Annotated in this window: 18 protein-coding genes; 16 read left to right on the top strand and 2 right to left on the bottom strand. The window is 49.7% G+C overall.

Annotation, left to right across the window (positions count from 1 at the left end; all coding sequences use genetic code 11):
* Positions 1-10 precede the first annotated feature (10 nt).
* From DWY84_RS04450 to DWY84_RS04470, 5 genes are all read left to right on the top strand, one after another.
* Positions 11-1,630: an ABC transporter substrate-binding protein gene (locus tag DWY84_RS04450; protein WP_118531205.1), complete on the top strand. Its 1,620-nt coding sequence runs from the start codon at positions 11-13 to the stop codon at positions 1,628-1,630.
* 21 nt (positions 1,631-1,651) lie between these two features.
* Positions 1,652-2,413 carry a class I SAM-dependent methyltransferase gene (locus tag DWY84_RS04455; protein ID WP_118531206.1) on the top strand — a complete coding sequence of 254 codons (762 nt, stop codon included), beginning with the start codon at positions 1,652-1,654 and terminating at the stop codon, positions 2,411-2,413.
* A 366-nt stretch (positions 2,414-2,779) separates the two neighbouring features.
* Entirely contained in the window at positions 2,780-3,244 is a 465-nt protein-coding gene (locus DWY84_RS04460) for an Hsp20/alpha crystallin family protein (RefSeq protein ID WP_118531207.1), read from the top strand.
* A gap of 126 nt (positions 3,245-3,370) precedes the next feature.
* Positions 3,371-3,835, top strand: a complete 465-nt coding sequence (locus DWY84_RS04465; protein ID WP_118531209.1) for an Hsp20/alpha crystallin family protein — start codon at positions 3,371-3,373, stop codon at positions 3,833-3,835.
* Positions 3,836-4,182: 347 nt separating this feature from the next.
* Positions 4,183-4,614 (top strand): hypothetical protein, encoded by a 432-nt coding sequence (locus DWY84_RS04470; protein WP_147354273.1) that lies wholly within the window; start codon positions 4,183-4,185, stop codon positions 4,612-4,614.
* Between the two features lie 63 nt (positions 4,615-4,677).
* Here DWY84_RS04470 and DWY84_RS04475 read toward each other — a convergent pair whose 3' ends face one another.
* The gene (locus tag DWY84_RS04475; RefSeq protein ID WP_118531211.1) at positions 4,678-4,905 is read right to left on the bottom strand and encodes a hypothetical protein; all 228 of its coding nucleotides are present in this window, start codon (positions 4,903-4,905) and stop codon (positions 4,678-4,680) included.
* Between the two features lie 210 nt (positions 4,906-5,115).
* On the opposite strand from DWY84_RS04475, the gene glpK reads away from it, so the two are divergent.
* The gene (gene glpK, locus DWY84_RS04480) at positions 5,116-6,612 is read left to right on the top strand and encodes a glycerol kinase GlpK (protein WP_118531213.1); all 1,497 of its coding nucleotides are present in this window, start codon (positions 5,116-5,118) and stop codon (positions 6,610-6,612) included.
* A gap of 72 nt (positions 6,613-6,684) precedes the next feature.
* On the opposite strand, the gene DWY84_RS04485 is transcribed toward glpK, so the two are convergent.
* Positions 6,685-7,278, bottom strand: coding sequence for a TetR family transcriptional regulator (locus tag DWY84_RS04485; RefSeq protein ID WP_118531214.1), 594 nt, complete (start codon positions 7,276-7,278; stop codon positions 6,685-6,687).
* A gap of 263 nt (positions 7,279-7,541) precedes the next feature.
* On the opposite strand from DWY84_RS04485, the gene DWY84_RS04490 reads away from it, so the two are divergent.
* From DWY84_RS04490 to DWY84_RS04535, 10 genes are all read left to right on the top strand, one after another.
* Positions 7,542-8,318 carry a hypothetical protein gene (locus DWY84_RS04490; protein WP_118531215.1) on the top strand — a complete coding sequence of 259 codons (777 nt, stop codon included), beginning with the start codon at positions 7,542-7,544 and terminating at the stop codon, positions 8,316-8,318.
* A 74-nt stretch (positions 8,319-8,392) separates the two neighbouring features.
* On the top strand, positions 8,393-10,648 hold the full coding sequence (locus DWY84_RS04495; protein WP_118531217.1) for an MMPL family transporter: 2,256 nt from the start codon (positions 8,393-8,395) through the stop codon (positions 10,646-10,648).
* A 21-nt stretch (positions 10,649-10,669) separates the two neighbouring features.
* Complete coding sequence (locus DWY84_RS04500) at positions 10,670-12,778, top strand: hypothetical protein (RefSeq protein ID WP_118531218.1); 2,109 nt, start codon at positions 10,670-10,672, stop codon at positions 12,776-12,778.
* 18 nt (positions 12,779-12,796) lie between these two features.
* A complete protein-coding gene (locus DWY84_RS04505; RefSeq protein ID WP_118531219.1) occupies positions 12,797-13,423 on the top strand; it encodes a cytidylate kinase-like family protein in 627 nt (208 codons plus the stop codon).
* Positions 13,420-14,187 carry a hypothetical protein gene (locus tag DWY84_RS04510; protein WP_147354274.1) on the top strand — a complete coding sequence of 256 codons (768 nt, stop codon included), beginning with the start codon at positions 13,420-13,422 and terminating at the stop codon, positions 14,185-14,187. The genes DWY84_RS04505 and DWY84_RS04510 overlap by 4 nt, the downstream gene beginning before the upstream one ends.
* Positions 14,188-14,366: 179 nt before the next feature.
* The gene (locus tag DWY84_RS04520) at positions 14,367-15,542 is read left to right on the top strand and encodes an ATP-binding protein (protein ID WP_118531225.1); all 1,176 of its coding nucleotides are present in this window, start codon (positions 14,367-14,369) and stop codon (positions 15,540-15,542) included.
* A 118-nt stretch (positions 15,543-15,660) separates the two neighbouring features.
* Positions 15,661-15,783 (top strand): hypothetical protein, encoded by a 123-nt coding sequence (locus DWY84_RS17950; protein ID WP_279220306.1) that lies wholly within the window; start codon positions 15,661-15,663, stop codon positions 15,781-15,783.
* 442 nt (positions 15,784-16,225) lie between these two features.
* A complete protein-coding gene (locus DWY84_RS04525; protein ID WP_118531227.1) occupies positions 16,226-17,845 on the top strand; it encodes an ABC transporter substrate-binding protein in 1,620 nt (539 codons plus the stop codon).
* A gap of 88 nt (positions 17,846-17,933) precedes the next feature.
* The gene (locus tag DWY84_RS04530) at positions 17,934-18,866 is read left to right on the top strand and encodes an ABC transporter permease (protein WP_118531229.1); all 933 of its coding nucleotides are present in this window, start codon (positions 17,934-17,936) and stop codon (positions 18,864-18,866) included.
* A 3-nt stretch (positions 18,867-18,869) separates the two neighbouring features.
* A complete protein-coding gene (locus tag DWY84_RS04535) occupies positions 18,870-19,787 on the top strand; it encodes an ABC transporter permease (RefSeq protein ID WP_118531231.1) in 918 nt (305 codons plus the stop codon).
* The last annotated feature ends 4 nt before the right edge of the window (positions 19,788-19,791 follow it).

Below are 19,791 nucleotides of genomic sequence, written 5' to 3' on the forward strand. Positions count from 1 at the left end.
AAAAAGATCTATGAGAAAGACAATCGCTGTATTCTTGTGTTTGGGGGTTACAATAGGGATACTGGCCGGATGCGGCAGCAGGGCCGGGAGCACAGAGAGTATAGAGCATGCAGCAGATACAGGTCAGGCAGCAGCCGGTACGAACACGGAACCGGCCGGCAGTTCGGATTCACGAAAGACCATGGTGATCGGAGATACGACATTCAACTCAGAAAACTGGGAAGAGACTGTGAATCCACATGAAACCTACAATGGCTGGGCCTGCATCCGCTATGGCGTGGGCGAGACGCTGGTTCATTACAGTGATACAATGGAGCTGGAGCCGTGGCTGGCAAAATCCTGGGAGAATGATGGAGACTGTACCTGGACCGTTATCCTGCAGGACGGGGTTACCTTTTCAAGTGGACGGAAGATGGACGGCGAGGCGGTGAAGCAGTGTCTGGATCATCTGCTGGAGGTGCATGACAGAGCTCCGCTTGATACGAAAATCGTGGATATTCAGGCAGACGGGCAGGTGTTGACGATTACAACCAGTGAGCCGAATCCGGCCCTAATGAACTATCTGGGAGATCCTTATGGCTGTATTATCGACGTGGATGCCAGTGATTTTGAGAGAGGAATTGTAGCCGGAACCGGTCCGTATGTAGTGAAAGAGCTGGTTACGGATGACCACCTGACTCTGACAAAAAATGAAAATTACTGGAATGGAGCGCCAAAGATTGATGAACTGACGATCAGGACCATGTCTAATGGCGATACCTTATCAGCCGCGCTGCAGTCCGGTGATATTGACGCAGCCTACGGCATGGCGTATGAGGCTTATCCAAACTTTGAAAATGATAACTATCAGTTTTCATCCGTCCAGACTTCTCGTGCGTTTTTTTGCAGCATGAATATGACAAGTCCTGTGATCCAGGATGATGCCGTGAGGAAAGCCATTGCCATGAGCATTGATAAAGAAGGGTTCGTCACTGCTCTGCTGGATGGTCATGGGGTGGCAGCAAACGGAGCGTTTCCAGATGGCTTTGCCGGTTTTGGCGGTGAACATGTGAAGACAGAAAGCTATAATCCGGAAGGAGCCAAAGTCGTTCTGGAAGAGGCTGGCTGGGTGGACACCGATGGTGACGGTATCCGGGAGAAAGACGGCGTGAAGCTGGTAATCCGCTGGCTGACTTATCCAAGCCGTCAGGAACTGCCGCTGCTGGCGGAGGCTGTTCAGGCCAGTCTGAAAGAGGTTGGAATGGATGTGGATATCAACTGCACCGCAAATCGCCGGGAATTTCTGGCGGATATGTCCAGCTTTGATATTTATGCGTCGGCTCTGGTGACGGCACCGTCCGGAGATCCTCAGTATTTCTTTACTACGAGCTGTCAGCCGGGAATGAACTATAACTTTGGTGCTTACGATAATTCAGAGGTTACAGCGCTGATTGAGCAGCTTTCGATGGAATTTGACACGGAAAAACGCGCAGAACTGGCAATTGAACTTCAGCAGAAGATTCTGGATGATCACGCGTACATTTTCTGCTCATTTCTTCAGATGAATATGATCTCAAGATCCAATGTGAAGAATTATACGGCCCATGCCTGTGATTATTACCAGGTTACGGTGGATCTGGATATCAATTAGTTTTATGAGAGGTATTTTGTAATGTTAACACAGGAACAGATCAACGAAGACTGGACAGTCCGGTCTGACAATTACAACAATTATGTAGAAGAGGAGTTTGCGACGAACCGACCGGAAAAGTGGCTGGAGCTGATCGAGTCCCAGGCACCGGCAGAGCGCCCTTTACGGATTCTGGATGCCGGATGTGGACCAGGTTTTTTCTCTGTGCTGCTGTCAAAAGCCGGTCATCACGTGACTGGCATTGACGGTTCGGAGGGGATGCTTGCGTATGCCAGAAAAAACGTGGCTCATTATGGCGTTTCACCGGAACTTCTGCAGGGGGATTTTGGCGCGCTGCCATTTCCGGATGGAACTTTTGACCTGGTGGTCAGCCGGAATGTGACTCACATCATCCGGGAACATCTGAAGGTATACGGGGAGTGGCTGCGGGTTTTGAAACCGGGCGGCGTGCTGTTGATCTTTGATGCCAACTGGCATCTTCCTTATCAGCCGGGGCCGGTGCGGGAGGAGGCTATCCGCCGGGAGCGCGAAGGCCTGAAAAAATATGGCCGCGGATACACCCACGATGGCTCCTATGAGTACATTGATAGCGAACTGGAACCGGAAAATTATAGAGTATTCGGAAAAGCCCAGCGTCCGGATTTTGACATGGGCGTATTAAAACAGCTTCCCTGTACGAACGTATCCTTTGAGCGTGACGTGACAAAGGAGCTTTGGAGTGAGAGGGAAAAATTCTTTTATGCTGCCACGCCGCTGTATATGCTGCGGGCGGAAAAAGTATAAACGGGAGAAGGAAGAGCAAGCTGTAATAATCTGAGAGACAGTCAAGAAAGCGTGAAACTCTTTGTGAAAACAGAGGTTTCACGCTTTCTTGTGTTTTTGTCTAATATCAAATGTGCAAGATCAGTGCGCATAACTTCGTAATTTTGCTAAAACGTGCAATGTTATCTTGCACAAAACGAAGTTCACAAAAAGTTCACAGAAAATTAGCACTCACCTATTGACAGTGCTAATAATGCGTGCTATATTACATGTAGAACAAAGGAAGGGGATACAGAGGGAGCAAAGAAAGAGGTTCCCGGAAGTTCCTGAAAGATCCTGGTTCCAAAGAAACAAGGTTAAGCATAGATAGAAAAGGAGAGATGACTTATGTTAATGCCGAGTATTTTTGGTGAGGATATGTTTGATGACTTTATGAGAGATTTTCCATTCTTCGATGAGAATGCAGGTAATAAAATAGAGAAGAAACTTTACGGACGTCATGCTAAGAACATGATGAAGACCGATATCAAGGAACTGGAAGGCGGCTACGAGCTGGAGATGGATCTTCCGGGATTCACGAAAGATGAGATTACCGCAGAGCTGAAGGATGGTTACTTAACCGTCAGTGCGACCAAGGGACTTGATAAGGATGAGCAGGAGAAGGAAACCGGCAAGTACATCCGCCGCGAGCGTTATGCCGGAGCGTGCCAGCGTTCCTTCTATGTAGGTGAAGATATCACCGAGCAGGACATCAAGGCAGAATTCAAGCACGGTATCCTGAAACTGTTCGTTCCGAAGAAGGAAGCACAGCCGAAGGTAGAAAATAAAAAATATGTAGCCATTGAAGGCTAATACAAATGACTGAAACTTCCCCGGAAAACAGTAAGGCTGCCTGGCCGGGGAAGAAACCGCAGCCATAATATAGAAGACTGAATTTGATAATAAGTAAATTTTAGATAGATAAAGGAGAGATGACTTATGTTAATGCCGAGTATTTTTGGTGAGGATATGTTTGATGAATTTATGAGAGGTTTCCCGTTCTTCGATAACAGCGCAGAGAACAACGTTGAGAAGAAACTATATGGTCACAACGCCAAGAACGTTATGAAAACCGATATCAAAGAGCTGGAAGGCGGCTATGAGCTGGAGATCGATCTTCCGGGATTCACGAAAGAGGAAGTCACCGCAGAACTGAAGGATGGCTATTTAACCATCAGTGCCGCTAAGGGACTTGATAAGGATGAGCAGGAGAAAGAAACCGGTAAGTACATCCGCCGCGAGCGTTATGCCGGAGCGTGCCAGCGTTCCTTCTATGTAGGTGAAGATATCACCGAGCAGGACATCAAGGCAGAATTCAAGCATGGTATGCTGAAGCTGTTTGTTCCGAAGAAGGAAGCAAAACCGGCGGTAGAAACCAAGAAATATGTTACCATTGAAGGCTGATGCGTAAGCAGGATGAGATGGCAGCAGAACCGCATGAGAGAAAGTGAATAAAAAGTCCACGGGCCAGTAAATGTGCTGGTCCGTGGACTTTTTGCGTGCTTGTAAAAGCCAGCGTCCGGTTGCTGTCCCATATCTGCATTTGAAATCTTAAGAAAAAAGTTTCCTTTCTTCATAAAACGATGACAATTTGGACACAATTTTATTGTTCAATAGGAGTGGCTGTAGAGATAGATACAGTTACAGATCGCATATGCATCAGCAGCCGGAAATGTTTTCAGATCGAGGAAAACAAATTCCGGCTGCTGAAAAAAGAAAGGTTGGTTAAAATGAAAAAAAGAGCATTGATTATGATGAGCACCGCAATGGTCATGGTATTTGCAGCAGCTTGTTCTTCAAAAAACACCCCATCTGCTACAGCAAGCGAGACAACGGCTGCAGTGGCAGAGACAACACAGCAGGAGACCACAAAGGCAGAAAGCACAACCTCTGCTGAGAGTCTGAACACAGATGAAGCAAAGGATTCAGAGGAATCTAAGGCAGATTCTGCCGCAGATCAGGAAGAAGCAAGCATGACAGGCACGATCAGCGACATCAAGGATTTCATGTTTACCATCACATTTGATGGTCAGGATTACGGCTTCAGCTTTGATCAGAATGAGAAGCCACAGGGGTTAGACAGTGTGAAGGATGGTGATACCGTGATGGTAACCTATACCGGTACGGTAAATACCGTGGATGCCTTCACCGGAAAAATCCTTTCTGTTGAAAAAGTAGACTAAGAGGAAAACGTTTGGCAGGTCTGTACAGTGAATGTTCAGATCTGCCAAATAACATTATATGCTTCAGGAAGCACTGTAGGAATCTACCGTAATGGTATAGCAGTTGCTTCCTTTTTTTATTACCGTTCCGTCCCTCTTTTTGATGGTGGCGTTTGCGCTGCCTTCACCGCCGTTGTCATCCGGTCCGCCCTTGCCGTCCGGCGCTTCTTTGCCATCTGGCGCGCCATTTCCGTTATTGTTTTCATTCTGTCCGTCCTGATCTTTGTTTGATGTGCCCAGTATAAAGAACAAAGCGTTAAATTCACAAAATGTTCATAAAAACAATAAAATTCTGATAAAATGAGAAAAAAAGAAATATTTTGCAACAAATCAACTGTACGAGTGCGGAAAAAAATGGTATGATGCAAGAAAGAAAACAAACTGGGAAACAGCTTTATCGTTGAGTTTTAAGGATAATAGAGTAATGATCAGACAAAATCTTATATAAAGGGGGAACCAATCATGGCAGATTATATTATGGCACTGGACGCGGGGACAACCAGCAACCGCTGTATTCTTTTCAATAAAAAAGGCGAGATCTGCAGCATGGCGCAGCGGGAATTTCACCAGTATTTTCCACAACCTGGCTGGGTGGAGCATGACGCAGATGAGATCTGGGCCAGCATGCTGGGAGTGGCCGTGGAGGCTATGAGCCGCATTGGCGCAGAAGCAGCAGACATTGCGGCAATCGGTATCACCAATCAGAGAGAAACCACCATTGTATGGGATAAGGAGACCGGTGAACCCATTGCCCACGCCATTGTCTGGCAGTGCCGCCGTACCGCAGCCTACTGCGATTCCCTGAAGGAACAGGGCTATATGGACAGCTTCCGGAAGAAAACGGGACTTGTCATTGACGCGTATTTTTCCGCGACCAAGATCAAATGGCTGTTAGACCATGTGCCGGGAGCAAGGGAGCGGGCGGAGAAGGGCGAGCTTTTGTTTGGCACTGTGGAAACCTGGCTGATCTGGAAGCTGACCAAGGGCGCGGTGCACGTAACCGATTACTCCAATGCTTCCCGCACGATGCTGTTCAATATCAATACTCTGCAGTGGGATGATGAAATCTTAAAGATCCTGGATATTCCGAAATGCATGCTGCCGGAGCCGAAGCCGTCAAGCTGCGTATACGGGGAGACAGATCCTTCTTATCTGGGCGGAGCCATTCCTATTGCCGGGGCAGCAGGTGACCAGCAGGCGGCGCTGTTCGGTCAGACCTGTTTTGAGGCGGGTGAAGCGAAGAATACCTATGGAACAGGCTGTTTCCTGCTTATGAACACCGGAGAAAAGCCGGTATTCTCCCGAAACGGGCTGGTCACCACCATTGCCTGGGGACTGGACGGAAAGGTGAATTATGCGCTGGAGGGTTCCATCTTTGTGGCCGGGGCGGCGGTTCAGTGGCTGCGGGATGAGCTGCGGCTGATCGATTCGGCAGAGGATTCCGAGTATATGGCGAAAAAAGTGAAGGATACCAACGGCTGCTACGTGGTTCCGGCCTTCACCGGTCTTGGCGCTCCGCATTGGGATCAGTACGCCAGAGGAACTATTGTGGGTATTACCCGGGGTGTGAACAAATACCACATCATCCGGGCTACACTGGAGTCTATTGCCTACCAGGTACATGACGTACTGGTGGCCATGAAAGCGGATTCCGGTATTGACCTGACTTCCCTGAAGGTAGATGGCGGAGCCAGTGCCAACAATTTCCTGATGCAGACCCAGGCAGACTTTATTCAGGCACCGGTCAGACGCCCGGCCTGTGTGGAAACAACGGCCATGGGTGCGGCCTATCTGGCGGGACTTGCAGCGGGATACTGGAAGAATCAGGAAGAAGTCAAAGAAAATCAGGAGACAGACCGGATCTTTACGCCGGAACTGGACGAAAAGACCCGCAGGACCATGGTCCGCGGGTGGGAAAAGGCGGTGCGCTACGCATACGGCTGGGCGCGGGAACGCTGAGTGTCACAATCGGATCAGGCTGCCGGAAGTGCAGTCTGGCGGTAAAAAACACCTGAGCGCTGGGCATAAGGCTCAGGACTTCGGCGGTGCAAAAAAGTCACGTTCAATAAACAGGCAGACATTGTCGACAAAGCTGTCCGGGTCACATGGTTCTTCCTGATCGAGATAGCACTGTACAATATTAAAATAAAAATCTGTCATCAGGCTGGTGAATATAGGGGCAGGAAGCTTCAGGCGGTAGCCCTTTTGTTCAGCAGCCTGAATTTTATCATTCATAATGCGGATAAGGCCGGTGCGGATGATGCGCATCAGGTCACCGTCCTGATTGGCATGGTAGATTTTCTGGTACAGAATCCGGTTCTCGCCGATAAGACGCAGCAGGATCAGCAGGAAGTCCCGCACGGAAGTGCGGTTGGTGAAATACATGACATCTTCATTCAGGCCAAGCTCATCTAGCATGGAGCCAAGGCAGTAATGGAGCAGGTCATATTTATCCTCAAAATAGCGGTAAAACGTAGACCGGGAAATCAGCGCGGTATTGCAGATGTCGGTTAGTGTGAGCTGCTCAAATGGCAGGGCTGCAAGCTGGGAAAAGAGAGCACCCTTCAAAAGCGCGTAGGTGCGGCGGGCGGTAATACTGGTTTTCCGGGGTGTAGACTGTGCCATAATAACCTCCGTGATCGATGAATTTGCGCATGAAAAACAGAACAGGTTCACAATGTATAAAACTGGACAAATCTAAAATAAGTGTCTCATTATGAACATTCCAAATAAAACTGATACTTGTGTATTTTAACATATACATAGATAATAATGCAAGAAAATGAAGAGGAATTCTGGAGGTTTCTATGGATTATCGAGATAAATTGCACAAAAACAAGGGGTTCTTAACGACTCCCATATGTGTCACATTTTTGGCGGCAGGACTCATGCTGCTGTCTTACCCGGTGCCGGTGCTGGCGGCTGCTTCTACCATTGAGGCAGGAAGCGGTGCTGTGGCAGAGACAAAGCCGGCGTCTGTATATGGAACGACAACAGTAATCGATTCAGAAGAAACAGAAACGGCCCGGGCAAACTGGGTAAAGGAGGGGGACGACTGGTATTATCTCCTGCCAGATGGCAGCAGGAACCGGCAGGATCTCCAGTTTGACAATGCCCTTTATAAATTTAACTGGAACGGCTCTTTAAAGACCGCCCAATGGGTACCGAATACCGGCGGCGGTGCTTATCCGGTGTTCTGTTATGATGAGGAAACACAGTTCTTATTCGATCAGCTAAATGATGAGAAGCGGGATCTGTATTTTGACGAGTATCCGGACCGGGAAGAGGAGTACGGTAATGATGAAAAGCGGCAGTACGACCGCTATGCCGGATTTATCATGGATGAAAAACTGAACCAGGCAGCAGCTCACCGTCTGGAAGCAGCGCTGGCAAATGGCTACAGCGGTGACGCAATTCCGGGAGAGGGAACCTTAAAGGATTACCTGGGAAAGATTTCCTACCGAAAGAATTCCAGCTGCCGGGAACTTTACCTGCGGGGCAGGGAGGATGTGGATGACGCCTTTGACAAGCTTATCGGCAAGACCCAGGACAAATATGATTCCAACGGAAAACGAAAAGATTCCCTGGATTATTACCGGCGCGTCGGTATGGCCCACGCAGAGAAGGACGGAGAACAGTATTTTATGGTAATCCTGATGCGGTAGAGTCAGAAAACGGATTTCTGTTTGCAGATCATGCGAACAGTATGAAATAAAAAAGGGAAAGAGGAGCAGAGACTATGGAAGACAAAAAATCCCTGAAAGAGAAATTAAAAGCGCATCTGCCCCATAAAAAGGGAGCGGAGAAGAAGCAGACGGGAACGGAAGATACTGGATTTACCATCCGCCTGGCACGATTCATCATTGAAAAACGTGCCTGGATCGAATCGGTATTCATTGCGGGCTGCATTTTCTGCGCGGTAGCAATGCTGTTTGTTAATGTAAACTATGACCTGACCAAATATGTTCCTTCCACGGCCCAGTCCAGCATGGGACTGGATGTGATGAAGAAGGAGTTTGGATATCCGGGAACAGCCCGGTTGATGTTAAAGGATGTAAGCCTGTACGAAGCAAAGCAATACAAAGATAAAATCCAGGCCATTGACGGTGTGGACCAGGTCCTCTGGTGTGATACCACGGTTAATGTCTATGCCGGAGAAGATTTCATCAATATGGATGAAATCAAAGACTACTATAAAGACCGCTGCGCGGTCATGGACATCACCTTTGAGGAAGAATCCGATTCTCCGAAGACGGAAACGGCCATTGATGAGATGAAAGCCATCACCGGCGACAAAGGCTGCTACGTTGGTATGGCGGTACAGAACAAATCCCTGATCCAGACTACGCACGAGGAGATGAACAAGATCCTGGTGGTTGCGGTCATCATGATTTTTGTGGTACTTTGCCTGGCTACAACGGCATGGACGGAGCCAATTCTGTTTTTGCTGGTTATGGGTGTGGCGGTGCTCTTAAATAAGGGAACCAACATATTCATTGGAACCATCTCCTTCCTGACGGATAACGTAGCCATTATCCTGCAGCTGGCAACATCCATGGACTATTCCATTTTCCTGCTGGATGCCTACATGAACTGGCGAGATACCGGACTTTCCGAGGAGGAAGCAATCGTCAAGGCGGTTGAAGAGGCCATCAACTCCATTTTCGCCAGCAGCCTGACCACCGTAGTTGGTTTCCTGGCCCTGGTTACCATGAAATTCAACATCGGTTTCGATATGGGCCTGGTTCTGGCAAAGGGTATCATCTTCAGCCTTCTGACCGTGGTACTGTTCATGCCGGCCATGATCCTGAAATTTACCAAATGGAATGATAAGACGAAACACCGTTCCTTCTTCCCGGACTTTACCAGACTGGGCAGGGGCGTGTACCGCATCCGCTACCTGGTTTTGGCGGCCGTGATCATCATTACTCCGCCGGCCTATGTGGCTCAGCAGATGAACAACTTCCAGTACGGAAACAGCGCCGTGGGCGGTGCTCCGGGAACTCAGGTTTATGCGGATGATCAGGAAATTACCCAGAAGTTTGGCCGGAGCAATATGATGCTTCTGATTTATCCGAACAACGATCCGGTGGCAGAAAAGAAGCTGTCCGACGAGCTGGAAGATCTTCCATATGTAAAGAATGTCACCTCTATGGCTAATACGCTGCCGGAGGGCATTCCGGAAGATTTTCTTCCGGAGTCTACTGTCAGCCAGCTCCATACGAAGGACACGGCACGGATGCTCTTATACATAAGGACCAAGGGTGAGAGTGACAAATCCTTCGAATATACGGACCAGATCCGGGATCTCATGAAGAAATATTATCCGGAGCATTCGTACGTGGTTGGAGAGACTCCGTCTACCCAGGATATAAAGGAAACAATTACGGACGATAACGCGCGGGTAAATCTGCTGACGCTGCTGGGTGTATTCCTGGTTGTAGCTTTCAGCTTTAAGTCAGTTCTGATCCCGATCGTGGTTATGATCCCGATTGAAGTTGCCATCTTCATCAACATGGCAGTTCCGTATGTGCAGGGCGTGGATATGATCTACATGGGCTACATTATTGTCAGCAGTATCCAGATGGGTGCGACGGTAGACTACTCGATCCTGCTTACCAACAATTATATCGCGAAGCGTGCAACACTTCCGAAGAAGGAGGCCTGCATTGAGGCGGTGACCCGGTCCTGTTCCTCTGTTTTTACATCCGGCGGCATTATCACCCTGGCAGGATATATTGTATATCTGATTTCTACGACGGCGGCCATTGGAGATCTGGGCCATCTGATCGGACGAGGAGGCTTCCTGAGTCTGGTCCTGGTACTGACTCTGCTTCCGGCACTTCTGGTGCTGACTGACGGACTGGTCATTGAGAAAAAATGGAAAGGCTCCAGAAGAAGAATCCGAGAGCGCTATGTGACCAGAAGGCAGCAGTTCCATGAGCGGGCAGAGCAGATCCGGACGAAGCTGGAAGAACACAGGAAAGAGAAATAAGGGCAGCAGGAGGAGAATGTCATGAAGAAAAGATATCAGAGACTGGGTGTCATGGGACTGGCGGCAGTCATGGCATGTACCGGCATGGTTTTGCCGGTGCTTGCGGGTCAGGCATCTGTGGCCGTAGATGAAAATATGTATGTAAACCTGGATTACTATGGAAACGTAGACCGGGTCAATGTGGTGAAGGGCTGTGATCTGAATGGGCAGACCACCATCACGGATTACGGTGATTATACAGCCGTGACTAACATGTCCGACTACACCGAGCCGGTCATTGAGGGAAATAAGGTAACCTGGAATGTATCACCGGATTACAAAGGACGCTTCTATTATAAAGGGGAGCTGGACGCGAAGAAGGTAGCGCTTCCGTGGAATTTCGATGTGTCCTACAAGCTGAACGGTGTGCCGAAAAACGCAGACGAGCTGGCAGGCGCTTCCGGACTCATAGAGATTCACATTGACGCGAAGTTTAACGACAGCGCAGAGGTAAATGAATATTATAAGAACAACTTCGTTCTGGCCGTAGCGGTGATGCTGGACACCAATGACTGCTACAGCCTCGAGGCGGATGGCGCGCAGAAGCAGACCATCGGCAGCAACAGCGCGGTTGTGTTCACGGCACTTCCGGGCGAGGATGGCGACTTCACCGTCCGCATTGGCACGGACAGCTTTGAGACCAGCGGTGTATTCATGACCATGACTCCGCTGACCGGCAGTGACCTGGAGCATATAACTGATTTAAAGGATGCAAAGGATACCTGGAAGGAAAGCGGTGACCAGATGCACGACAGTATGCAGCAGATGGCGCTGTCTGTTGAGGCGATGCAGGACGGCATCAATTCTCTGCAGAATGGCATGAATTCCGCAGAGAGCGCAAGACAGACCTGGAGCGGCGCAAAGGACAGCATTCTGGCGGGCAATGACCGCGCCATTGAGACCTTAAGTGCGGTATCGGACCAGTTAGAGGCCATGATCCCGCATATCGAGACTGCGAAAGAGGCAGCAGACACGGCTCATGATAGCCTGGGTGATATTGTGGACACCGTGCGGGAAATGCAGGATCCGCTGAATAAGCTGCACAGCGCGTTAAAGGGAATCAAGAGTGGATCAGAGGATATGGCAGGCGCGGTTCCGCAGCTGAATGAGCTGATGCAGAAGATCATTGAACTGGATGCGAGACTGCAGGCCAGTGAACAGGCCTATGTTACTGCGCTGCCGACATTACTGACCAGTACTCATGATCTGGAGGATGATTATTATCTGGGTGAAGACTGGGGCATGGATGAGGTTCCGCTGGAGAATGATATACAGGCGACCCCGGATGACGCAGAAAGCGATGATACAGGAATTGCCACCTACGCGTCGGGGGCAGGAACCTCCACAGCGGTGAGCGCGGCCAGCGGTGTGATGATGAGTGCGGGAGAACTGGCACAAAATCTGCTCGTGAGAAAGCAGTATCTGGAAGTTCTGGCATCCTCCAGCAACAAACTGGCATCCGGCCTTTCCAGCCTCTTAGATGATGTGGCTGATACCGCCAAATACACCTCCGAGCTGACCGACAGCCTGGAGATGCTTACCGAGGACACCGCGGCTCTGTACGATTCCATGGACAGCTACTACCCGGATCTGCAGGCAACACTGGATGATTCCGAGGAACTGATGAATCGGATCACCGAGGCACTGAACACGAGCCTGAGCACGGCAGCCATCGTGCAGAACACCTTAAAGAGCAGCAGTGACAATCTGGACGCTGCCACCCGCGACAGCATCCGCGGTACGCTGGAGCTTCTGGATAAGAGCTTGAGCGTGCTGGACAGCACCGCTTCCATCCGTCACGCGGGCGTGACCATGAAGGAAGCCATCGATAAAGAGTGGGATGACTTAGACGGCGACACCCGGTTCCTGAACATGGATCCGAATGCGGAGAAGGTATCCTTCACATCCGATGAGAACCAGGAGCCGGAATCCGTACAGATCATTCTGCGAACCGCAGAAATCAGTCTGGATGACGATGATGAACTTCTGGATGCAGAGAGTGAGGCAGCAGGCCAGAGCCCGCTGCGCCGGATCTGGAACGTGCTTGTGAAAATGTGGAAAGCATTTGTGGAAATCTTCAAGAACAGATAAAAGGGGGTTTTGGAGAATATGAAAGGAAACCGGATCATAACCATAGGACGTCAGATTGGAAGCGGCGGCAGTGAGATTGGTATGGAGGTGGCGAAACGTCTTGGCATTAGGTGCTATGATAAACAGCTCATTGAGCTGGCCTGCAATTACGGAGAGCTGGATCAGGATGTTCTGGCGGCAGCCGAAGAAAAACGGCCAAATCCATTTCTCTATTCCGTTCCGCGTCAGATGCAGAACGACAAGACCGGACGGGGCATTGCCATCAACGATATGGTATTTAATGTACAGTCGGAGGTTATCCGGCAGCTGGCAGAGAAGGAATCCTGCGTCATCATTGGCCGCTGCGCTGACTATGTGCTGCGGGAGCAGTCCGGGGTGACCTCTGTATTCATCTACGCGGACATGAATGACCGGATCAGACGCCTTATGGAGACACGGAAAATTACCCGGGATGAGGCCATCACGCTGATCAAAAAGAATGACAAGAGCCGCCGGAATTACTACGAGTGCTATACCGGAAAGCGCTGGGGTGCCGGGGCCAGCTACGATGTGACCTTAAACAGTGCCGAGCTTGGGCTGGACACCTGTGTGGATCTGATCTGCCATCTCTATGAGCGAAAACAGGAAGGAGACACAGAACAGTGATGAAACAGACAACGAAACGGCTTCTGGTAAGCCTGGCCGCTCTCATCTTATCCGTTGGAGCGGTCTGCACCAGCTATGCGGCATCGGATAAGCGCAAGGTTGGGAAAATGGATCTTGTGTTTGATTCCAACCTGGGTATTGGTGTAGAGGGCAGCTCCCTTTCCGTCACTGCGGAGGGGGCGAATACGGACCGCTACTATATCAGTGACACAGATGTTGTAAACGAGGATTCTGATGATTTCAGCGACAGCAATCCGCCGGAGATTGAGGTGACCCTGGTGGTGGCAGATGAGGATCAGTGGTATTTTGCCAGATCTTCTTCCGATGCGTTCCGCTTAAATCTGGCAGCTTCATCAAAGAACCGCTACGACAAGGTTCAGTTTGTCAGCGCAAAGCGCTCGGAAAAAAACGCGATGCTGACGCTGCGGGTAAAGCTGATCTATGATAAGAAGTCAAAGCTTGATAACCGTTCCGCCATTTCCCTGGCGCAGAACGCGGCCTCTTCCTCTGCCGGGTTTGGCTGGGACAGCGCTCATCCGGGCACGGCATCCTGGAACACGGAGGAATCCGCCCGTTATTATCAGATTCAGCTGGTCAGAAACGGCATTGATACCGGCATCATGCGTTCGGTATACAAGAATCACTATGATTTTTCATCCCAGATGACCGAACCGGGTGAGTATCAGTTCCGCGTCCGCACCGTGCGCCAGAGCAGCCACAACAAGAGTGAGTGGGTGACCTCGGAAGTCTGGAAAATAGAATAATATATTGAGTTTTGCGCGTGTTTCCTGTATGATGGATGTGCGCAGCAAGGAAAACAGACGGCTGCAGATGTGGCCGTCTGTTTTTTCGATGCAGAAGCAGGAAACGGAAAACATTTTGTCCATGGAACGCGGGAAGATGCGGCATGGACAGGATTTGACACGCTACAGGAGTGAATCATATGAATGAATTAACCATAGAAGAATTTGACGCCCTTTCCCCGGACACTTATGTGCTCTATGATATCCGGAGCACGGATGAGATCAATCATGGTGCCATCAAGGGAGCCATTGCCAGTTCCGCGGAAGAACTGGAAGAAAATCCGCCGGAAGAGAAAGGCAAAAAGATCATCATCTGCTGCAGCCGCGGCCGCGTGAGCCGCGATGTGGCAGAGAATCTCTGCGAGCAGGGCTACGACGCAGTCAGCTTAAAGGGCGGCTACATTGCCTGGCTCATGGCCGAGATCAAAAAGCAGGAGGCAGACGAAATCTGCGATTCCGTGGAAAAGAGCCTGCGCAAGAAATTCCACAAGAACATTTTCAGCAAATTCGCGAAAGCCATCAACCAGTATGAGCTGGTGAAGGAAGGCGACCGCATTGCCGTCTGCATCTCCGGCGGCAAAGATTCCATGCTGATGGCAAAGCTGTTTCAGGAGATAAAGAAGCATAACAAATTCCCGTTCGAGGTGAAGTTCCTGGTTATGGACCCGGGCTACAGCCCGGAGAACCGTCAGGTCATCGAGGAGAACGCCCGGAAGTTAAAAATCCCGATTCAGATTTTTGAGTCCGACATTTTTGATGCGGTCTATACCATCGAGAAATCTCCGTGCTACCTCTGTGCCCGCATGCGCCGCGGTCATCTCTACACCTTCGCGAAGCAGCTGGGCTGCAACAAAATCGCCCTGGGCCATCATTATGATGATGTGATCGAGACCATCCTCATGGGCATGCTCTACGGTGCCCAGGTCCAGACCATGATGCCGAAGCTCCACAGCACCAACTTCGAAGGAATGGAGCTGATCCGTCCGCTGTATCTGGTGCGCGAGGACGACATCAAGGCATGGAGAGATTACAACAACCTGCACTTCATCCAGTGTGCCTGCAAGTTCACCGACACCTGCACCACCTGCAATAATGAGGAAAACCTGTCCAAGCGTGTGGAAGTCAAGGAACTGATCCGAACCTTAAAAGCGAAGAATCCATTTGTAGAGAGCAATATCTTTAAAAGCGTGGAGAATGTCAATCTCGATACGGTCGTAGCCTACAAGCAGGGTGGCGTGCGCCATCATTTTCTGGATACCTATGACCGGGAACCGGAGACTGCAAAACCGTGCTGCTCAGACGCAGCAGACGATTAAACGGTCCTCTTTACTTGCGGTATGACCTGTGTTATACTTGGGATAATTATGAGTGTGGGCAGGTTATTTCAAAAGCATTGTGCAGGAAGGTAAAATAAAGAACGGGAGGCGTTTGCAAATGGATATTATGATTTTTCTTGGCTGTATTCTGCTGCTGGTATTGTTTGTTGTTGTAGCAGTGGTAACCAGTATGTTAGGCACCATCGGTGCCATTGTGGCAGAGGAAGATGACGAAGAATAAGCTGTACAGAGAAAAGAATCCGGACTATTTCGGATTCTTTTTTCTGCCATGACCCAAAGTGATCCTGACAAACTGTCTATCAACGATGGAAGAATGACCGTGACACGCGGACAAAAAGAGAAAACGACCGCATCACACGGAAAACATATAAGAAATGAGTGGAAATTAAAATTCCCTCTTGCATTTACATATATACATCGTTATAATGACCATAGCTTTAAGATTTTACTGAATTAATGTGGCAGATGATACAAAAAATTGTCAAACCGGATATTGCAAAGAAGCAGGGACGTATTAGGAGAAAGATTGGTCTCGGTATACCTCCCTTTTTGTGTGTCACGGTGTCCGGACAGCGGTTTCGGCTGGGAAATCTGAAACGCATCATAGAATTCGGTATCACAAAAGAAGCATAAAGCGAAAACGAGGAAAGAAGGAAACAAACATGAGAAAGACACTGGCAGGAATTGTCCTGAGCTGTGTGATTGCAGCATCCCTTACTGCATGCGGCGGTTCTGGAAATTCTACAAGCACTTCCGCAGCAGAGACTTCTGCAGCAGCTGGCGACAGCACTTCCGCAGCAGCAACCACTGAGAACGGCGACAAGGTTGTACGTGTCGCAGCAGTAGATCCGCAGGTAGCACTGGATCCGCAGCAGTTCACCTACAGCATCGTAATGAAAATTACCGATAACATTACTGAGTCCTTGCTGACTACCACATCCGATGGACTGGTTCCGACTCTTCTGGCAGCTATGCCGACCATTTCCGACGACAACATGACCTACAGCTTCGAGCTGCTTCCGGATGTAAAATTCCATGATGGAACGACTCTGAAGGCTTCCGATGTTAAGTATTCTTACGAGCGTCTGATCAAAATGGCAAAGATGGCAACCCTGCTTGAGAACGTGGTTGGTTACGACGAGATGAGCGCAGGTACCGCAGATGAGCTGTCCGGTGTCGAGGTTCAGGACGATACCCACTTCACCATTCAGTTAAAGAAACCGTACGCACCGTTCCTTTCCGTTCTGTCTACCGCATACTGCGCAATCTATCCGCAGGAGGCATGTGAGGCAGCTGGCAACAACTGGGGTATGACCACCCTGATCGGTACCGGTGCATTCAAGCTTGACAGCTACCAGACCGGTGTCGGCGCAACCCTTTCCCGTTTCGATGATTACCATGGCGGCGCAGTGGCACTGTCCGGTCTGGACTACAAGTTCATCGAGGATGTTAACACCCAGGTCCTTGAGTATCAGAAGGGCAATGTAGACTATGTAGATGTTGATCCGTCCATCTACCCGGTATACTCCAGCAACCCGGATCTGAAAGATCAGATGCATGGCTTCCAGCCGACTGGCTGCTACAGCCTGACTGTAAACAGCAAGACCTATGACGATCCGAAGGTAAGAGAGGCCATTGCGCTTTCCATCGACCGTAAGGCTATCTGCGATAGCATCCTTCACGGCACTGCAACCGTTCCGACCTCTTACATTCCGGCTGGTATCATCGGTCATGATGACAGCCTTCCGGAGTTCGAGTACGATCCGGAGCAGGCAAAATCCCTTCTTGCAGAGGCAGGATATCCGAATGGCATTGACCTTCGTGTAACCGTAAACACCAAATATCAGGGCAACGTAGCAATCGCAACCGCATTCCAGCAACAGGCAAAGGCAGCAGGCATCAATGTAGAGGTTGAGCAGGTTGACTCTGCGGCATGGTCCGATATGAAGAAGAACGGCGGCGTTGACTGCGGTATCTCCAACTGGTATGTAGATTACTCTGATCCGGAGAGCATGCTGTACCCGATGACCAAGACCGACACCAACTCCAGCTTCTGGCACAATGCCGAGTTCGATAAACTCATGGATGAGGGTATCGCAACCACCGATGAGGCAGAGCGTCAGGAAATCTACAAAAAAGCAGAGCACATCATGACCAGAGAAGACTGGGCAACCACTCCTCTCTACAATGAGACCAAGTTCTATCTGTTAAATCCGCGTATCACCGGATTTGAGATGGATGCGACCTTCCGTATGTTCTGGAAGAATGCTGATATTCAGTAATTATTGCGGCAACAATTAAAAATGTTTAGAGAAACAGGGGGGCTGCGCATTTTGGCAGTTCCTCTGTTCGCATGTAGGAGAAAATAAAATGCTTTCATACACAGGAAAACGTTTGCTCCAGACGATCTTTGTTCTTCTGGGCATCAGCTTGATCACGTTTGTTCTGCTTCAGGTAGTACCGGGTGACCCGGTTGCCCTGATGTTAGAGAAACGTGCAGATCCGGAGACTATCGCCAAAGTGCGTAAGGAGCTCGGTCTGGATCTGCCATACTATGTACAGTATCTGAATTTTATAAAAGGCGCCATCCATCTGGATTTCGGTACCTCCTATTTCACCAAGGAGGTTGTTACCGATGCGCTGTTCCGCTGCTTTAAGGTAACCGTAAAGCTGGCATGCATGTCCTTTATCTTCGCCTCTGTCATTGGTATTCCGTGCGGAATCTTTGCAGCAGTCAAGAGAGGAAAAGGCATCGATACCGTGGTTATGGTACTCTCTATCGTCGGTGTATCTGCACCGGCATTCTGGGTAGCGATCATTCTGCAGATCCTTTTCGGCTTAAAGCTGAACGTTCTGCCGATCTCAGGATTCGATACGCCGGCATCTTACATACTTCCGAGTCTTGCGCTGGGTGCGCGTTACGCAGGAAATATTGCGCGAATCACCAGAACCAGTATGCTGGAAGTACTGGGACAGGATTACATCCGTACCGCGAAGGCAAAGGGCGCCATGCGCTGGGCCGTTATCTTGAAGCACGCCCTGAAAAATGCCATGATCCCGATCGTAACTCTCGTAGGTACCGATTTTGGTTACATGCTGACAGGATCCATGCTGATCGAAAAGGTATTCTCCATTCCGGGAATCGGTAAGCTGGCAGTAGATGCCATGTCCAACCGTGACCTCCCGCTTCTGGAGGGCACCGTTATGTACATCGCATTTGTATTCGTTGTCGTAAACCTGATCGTTGATGTTTCCTATGCATTTCTGGATCCGCGAATCCGCTACGGGAAAGGAGCAGCATAAGAGATGGCTAAGAAATTACTTGGATTTTTTAATAAACAGAAACAGTTTGAGCAGGATGTTATGGAAAACGGCATGCAGTATTCCAGCTTCTACGGAGATAGCCTGCGCCGTTTAAAGAAGAACAAAATGGCAATGTTCTGCGCATGTATACTGATCCTGCTGGCACTGATGGCAATCTTCGCTCCGCTCCTCGCACCGTATGATCCGACCTATCAGGATTACAGCGCTGTGCTTGGCGGACCGTGCAAGGCACATCCGTTCGGAACCGATGAATTCGGCCGTGACATCTTATCTCGTATCATCTACGGTTCCAGAGTATCCATCAGTATCGGTATCGTGGCACAGATCATCGCTTCTATCGTAGGCGTAACCTTAGGTTCCCTGGCCGGTTACTACGGCGGCTGGATCGACAGCCTGATTTCCCGTGTCATGGAGATCTTCCAGGCATTCCCGGATCTGATCTTCGCCATGGCGATCATGACCTTCATGGGTAAGGGTGTCCTGAACCTGTTTATCGCCCTGGGCCTTCTGACCTGGGTTCGCACCGCGCGTATGATCCGCGGTTCTGTCATGCAGTTAAAAGAAAAAGAATACGTAGAGGCAGCCCGCGCCTGCGGAGCATCTACCTACTGGATCATCATGAAGGAACTGGTTCCGAACTGCCTGTCCACCATTATCGTCCTGGTTACCCTTGGTATCCCGAACGCAATCATGTACGAGGCATCCTTAAGCTTTTTGGGCATCGGTATCCAGCCGCCGACTCCGTCATGGGGCAATATGATCAGTGCGGCACAGACCTTTATCAGCTACCGCCCGGTATACAGCATCATGCCTGGTGTGGCTATCATGATCACAGTTATCGCATTCAATATCTTCGGTGACGGTTTACGAGATGCACTGGATCCGAAGCTGAGAAGTTAGGAGG

The organism is Clostridium sp. AF27-2AA (assembly GCF_003478505.1).
Lineage (GTDB): Bacteria > Bacillota > Clostridia > Lachnospirales > Lachnospiraceae > Brotaphodocola.

Coding starts and splice junctions, on each gene's coding strand:
- DWY84_RS04450 (WP_118531205.1), top strand. CDS start 11: ATGAGAAAGACAATCGCTGTATTCTTGTGTTTGGGGGTTACAATAGGG.
- DWY84_RS04455 (WP_118531206.1), top strand. CDS start 1,652: ATGTTAACACAGGAACAGATCAACGAAGACTGGACAGTCCGGTCTGAC.
- DWY84_RS04460 (WP_118531207.1), top strand. CDS start 2,780: ATGTTAATGCCGAGTATTTTTGGTGAGGATATGTTTGATGACTTTATG.
- DWY84_RS04465 (WP_118531209.1), top strand. CDS start 3,371: ATGTTAATGCCGAGTATTTTTGGTGAGGATATGTTTGATGAATTTATG.
- DWY84_RS04470 (WP_147354273.1), top strand. CDS start 4,183: ATGATGAGCACCGCAATGGTCATGGTATTTGCAGCAGCTTGTTCTTCA.
- glpK (WP_118531213.1), top strand. CDS start 5,116: ATGGCAGATTATATTATGGCACTGGACGCGGGGACAACCAGCAACCGC.
- DWY84_RS04485 (WP_118531214.1), bottom strand. CDS start 7,278: ATGGCACAGTCTACACCCCGGAAAACCAGTATTACCGCCCGCCGCACC.
- DWY84_RS04490 (WP_118531215.1), top strand. CDS start 7,542: ATGCTGCTGTCTTACCCGGTGCCGGTGCTGGCGGCTGCTTCTACCATT.
- DWY84_RS04495 (WP_118531217.1), top strand. CDS start 8,393: ATGGAAGACAAAAAATCCCTGAAAGAGAAATTAAAAGCGCATCTGCCC.
- DWY84_RS04500 (WP_118531218.1), top strand. CDS start 10,670: ATGAAGAAAAGATATCAGAGACTGGGTGTCATGGGACTGGCGGCAGTC.
- DWY84_RS04505 (WP_118531219.1), top strand. CDS start 12,797: ATGAAAGGAAACCGGATCATAACCATAGGACGTCAGATTGGAAGCGGC.
- DWY84_RS04520 (WP_118531225.1), top strand. CDS start 14,367: ATGAATGAATTAACCATAGAAGAATTTGACGCCCTTTCCCCGGACACT.
- DWY84_RS17950 (WP_279220306.1), top strand. CDS start 15,661: ATGGATATTATGATTTTTCTTGGCTGTATTCTGCTGCTGGTATTGTTT.
- DWY84_RS04525 (WP_118531227.1), top strand. CDS start 16,226: ATGAGAAAGACACTGGCAGGAATTGTCCTGAGCTGTGTGATTGCAGCA.
- DWY84_RS04530 (WP_118531229.1), top strand. CDS start 17,934: ATGCTTTCATACACAGGAAAACGTTTGCTCCAGACGATCTTTGTTCTT.
- DWY84_RS04535 (WP_118531231.1), top strand. CDS start 18,870: ATGGCTAAGAAATTACTTGGATTTTTTAATAAACAGAAACAGTTTGAG.